Origin of the sequence: Bacillus sp. P14.5 (assembly GCF_003316765.1) — a bacterium.
Classification (GTDB): domain Bacteria; phylum Bacillota; class Bacilli; order Bacillales; family Bacillaceae_B; genus Rossellomorea.
Genome location: NZ_NIJF01000077.1, coordinates 1 through 3,318, shown reverse-complemented (window position 1 = coordinate 3,318; position 3,318 = coordinate 1). Strand labels below are relative to the sequence as shown.

At 55.3% G+C, this 3,318-nt stretch carries 3 protein-coding genes and 1 pseudogene; all 4 read left to right on the top strand.

The window, feature by feature from the left end; all coding sequences use genetic code 11:
* The first annotated feature begins 62 nt into the window (after positions 1-62).
* Positions 63-709 (top strand): annotated as a pseudogene (gene gmk, locus B9Z54_RS13730) (guanylate kinase).
* The gene (rpoZ, locus tag B9Z54_RS13725) at positions 709-918 is read left to right on the top strand and encodes a DNA-directed RNA polymerase subunit omega (protein ID WP_113928938.1); all 210 of its coding nucleotides are present in this window, start codon (positions 709-711) and stop codon (positions 916-918) included. The pseudogene gmk and the gene rpoZ overlap by 1 nt, the downstream one beginning before the upstream one ends.
* A gap of 59 nt (positions 919-977) precedes the next feature.
* A complete protein-coding gene (gene coaBC, locus B9Z54_RS13720) occupies positions 978-2,168 on the top strand; it encodes a bifunctional phosphopantothenoylcysteine decarboxylase/phosphopantothenate--cysteine ligase CoaBC (protein ID WP_113928937.1) in 1,191 nt (396 codons plus the stop codon).
* On the top strand, positions 2,165-3,318 hold a 1,154-nt coding region (locus tag B9Z54_RS13715; protein ID WP_162785216.1), incomplete at its 3' end, for a primosomal protein N' family DNA-binding protein. The genes coaBC and B9Z54_RS13715, both read left to right, overlap by 4 nt.

Here is a 3,318-nt window from a genome sequence, read left to right as displayed (position 1 = left end):
GTAGGAAATCCGAACTTCTTCTTGCCGGAACAATTGATTGACTGCTATTATAATTAAATGTGATGTTAGAAGATGGAGGTCTTGCAGTGAATTTTAAAGAACGAGGATTATTAATCGTCTTGTCTGGCCCGAGCGGGGTCGGAAAAGGGACAGTGTGCCGCGTACTCCGTGAGGAAGAGGACAACAACCTTCAATATTCGGTCTCGGCGACGACCCGGAAACCGCGTGAAGGGGAAGTGGAAGGCGTACATTACTTCTTTAAGACGAGAGAACAATTTGAAGACATGATCGAGCACGATCAATTGCTCGAGCACGCTGAATTTGTCGGCAACTATTATGGGACACCGGTTGAATGGGTTCGTGAGACACTCGAGAGCGGAAGAGACGTCATCCTCGAGATTGAAGTCCAAGGCGCTTTCCAAGTGAAAGAGCGTTTTCCAGAAGCGGTCTTTTATTCTTGGCTCCGCCAAGCTTGCAAGAACTACGCAACCGCTTAGTCGGTCGAGGCACGGAATCGGAAGATGTGATCAAGCAACGCTTGCTCGTCGCCCGGGAAGAAATTGAATTGATGGATGCATACGATTACGTCGTTACGAATGATGAAGTGGACAAAGCGATTGACCGGATCAAGGCAATCGTGACGGCCGAGCATTGTAAGCGTGAACGTGTCGCGTCTCTCTATAAAAAAGCCATGATGGAGGTCATTTAATGTTATACCCTTCGATTGATGCCTTACAACGTATCATCCCGTCGAAATACACGATCGTGACGGTGGCCGCGAAGCGGGCCCGCCAAATTCAGGACGGAAAAGCAGCGAAAATCGCCGTGCCAAAATCGTATAAGCCGGTCGGTCAAGCGCTAGAAGAAATATTCTCGGGTGACACGACAATCATCGTGAACGAAAAGAACAACGGATGAATTGTGACCCAAGTCGGATGCGACTTGGGTCTCATTGTCTATAAAGGGGAGAAATGTGAATGTTGAACGATCGGAATATCTTGCTTTGTGTGAGCGGTGGGATCGCGGCGTATAAGGCGTGCGCCCTCACGTCAAAACTCGTCCAGGCCGGTGCGAACGTACGCGTGGCGATGACGACCTCTGCCGAGGAGTTCGTCGGGAAAGCGACGTTCCAGGCGTTGAGTCGAAATCCGGTATACACCGACGTGTTCGAGGAACACGACCCGACCAAGATTGCCCACATCGACGTCGTCGATACAAGTGACTTGATCGTTGTTGCACCGGCGACGGCGAACATGATCGCGAAACTCGCGGCCGGTATTGCCGACGACTTCATCACGACCTCGATCTTAGCGGCGAAGTGCCCCGTTATCGTCTCACCGGCGATGAACGTCAATATGCTGGAACACCCGGCCACACGCCGTAATATCGAGACGCTCAAAACGTTCGGCTATCAAATCATCGAGCCGGGCGTCGGCAATCTCGCTTGCGGTTGGATCGGTGGAGGACGTTTGCCGGAACCGGAAGACCTCGTCCGGATCATCGAGAGCCAGTTCGTCCCGAAACATCTGCTCGGGAAGCGGGTGTTGATCACGGCGGGGCCGACGGTCGAACGCATCGACCCGGTCCGTTTCCTATCAAACGACTCATCGGGCAAGATGGGCGTCGCGCTCGCCGAAGCGGCCCGTGACATGGGCGCCTATGTCACGCTCGTCCACGGTCCGCTTCAAGTGCCTGTACCGGACGGCGTGACCGCAATCCCGGTCGAATCAGGGACCGACATGCTCGAGACGGTGCTCGCGCGCTACGATGACCAAGACCTCGTCATCAAATCGGCCGCCGTCGCCGACTATCGCCCGCAGACGGTCCATACCGAGAAACATAAAAAAGTGCATGGCCCGTTGACAATCGAGCTCGTTGAGACGACCGATATTTTGAAGACGCTCGGGGAGAAGAAAACGCATCAATTGCTCGTCGGCTTCGCGGCCGAGACGGAAAACCTTGAACAACATGCACGCGATAAGATCGCTCGCAAGCGGGTCGACTATCTCGTCGCGAACGACGTGTCTGAGCCGGATATCGGCTTCCGCTCTGACGACAACGAGGTCATGTTGTTCCGCGCGGACGGGGCCCATGTCCGCTTGCCGCGTCAAAGCAAACGCGAGCTCGCCGTTGAATTGCTCACCCACTTTAAGGAAGATTTACGATGATCGCCCACGTCCACGTCGATGCCCCGGTCATCACAATCGATCGTCCGTTCGATTATGAGGTCCCAACCCAGTTCGAGACGTTGATTGAACCGGGGATGCGCGTCTCGGTCCCGTTCGGTTCACGCCGTCTGCTCGGCATCGTGACCGGTGTGTCGGAAGGAACACGGGAAGGCTTGAAGCCGCTCGAAGCGTTATTGGACGAAGAGTCCTCACTGACGGATGAGTTGCTCGACTTATCGACCCACGTGAAAGAGACGACGCTCTGCTTCCGGTCGTCGGCGCTCCTTGCCATGTTACCGGCGGCTTTGAAAGTGAGTTACGATAAAGAAATCAAAGGTGAGACGCTTCCGGACGGTGTCCGGGCCGGCACCCATCTTTCGGAATATCCGAAAGAGACGCAGTCCATCATCTTGGCGCTCGCCAAGAAAGGGGATATTTTGCTCGCACCGGTGTTAAAAGAGAAACGGACGGTCAAGACCGATCTCGTCATCGAGCTCATCGATGCGACGCTCATCCCGGCCCGCGCGAAGAAGCAACAAGAAGCGATTCAGTTGCTTAAGGACGTGCCGCGCATGTATTGGTCGTCATTACGTCAAATCGGGCTGTCGCGCGCCCAACTGCAAAAGATGGAGACGCTCGGTGCCATCAACGTGACCGAGGTCGAACTGAACCGCGACCCGTACGCCACGATCGAACGAGTCGTCGAGACGGTCGAACTGAACGACAGCCAAGCGACGGCCGTCCATGCCATCCGGGACGCCGAAGCCGGGGAGACGTTGCTCCTGCATGGCGTCACCGGTAGCGGTAAAACGGAAGTCTATCTGGAAGCGATCGGTCAAGTCGTCGATGAAGGCAAGCAGGCGATCTTGCTCGTTCCGGAGATCTCGCTCACGCCGATGATGGTGAAGCGGTTCAAACGCCGCTTCGGCGACCGTGTCGCCGTCCTTCATAGCGCCTTGTCGCAAGGTGAGAAATATGATGAGTGGCGGAAAATCAAGCGGCGTGAAGTCGATGTCGTCGTCGGGGCACGTTCGGCCATCTTCGCCCCGCTCGAAAACATCGGCCTGCTCATCTTAGATGAAGAGCATGAGACGACGTATAAACAAGAAGAGAACCCGCGCTACCACGCGCGAGACGTTGCGATTTGGCG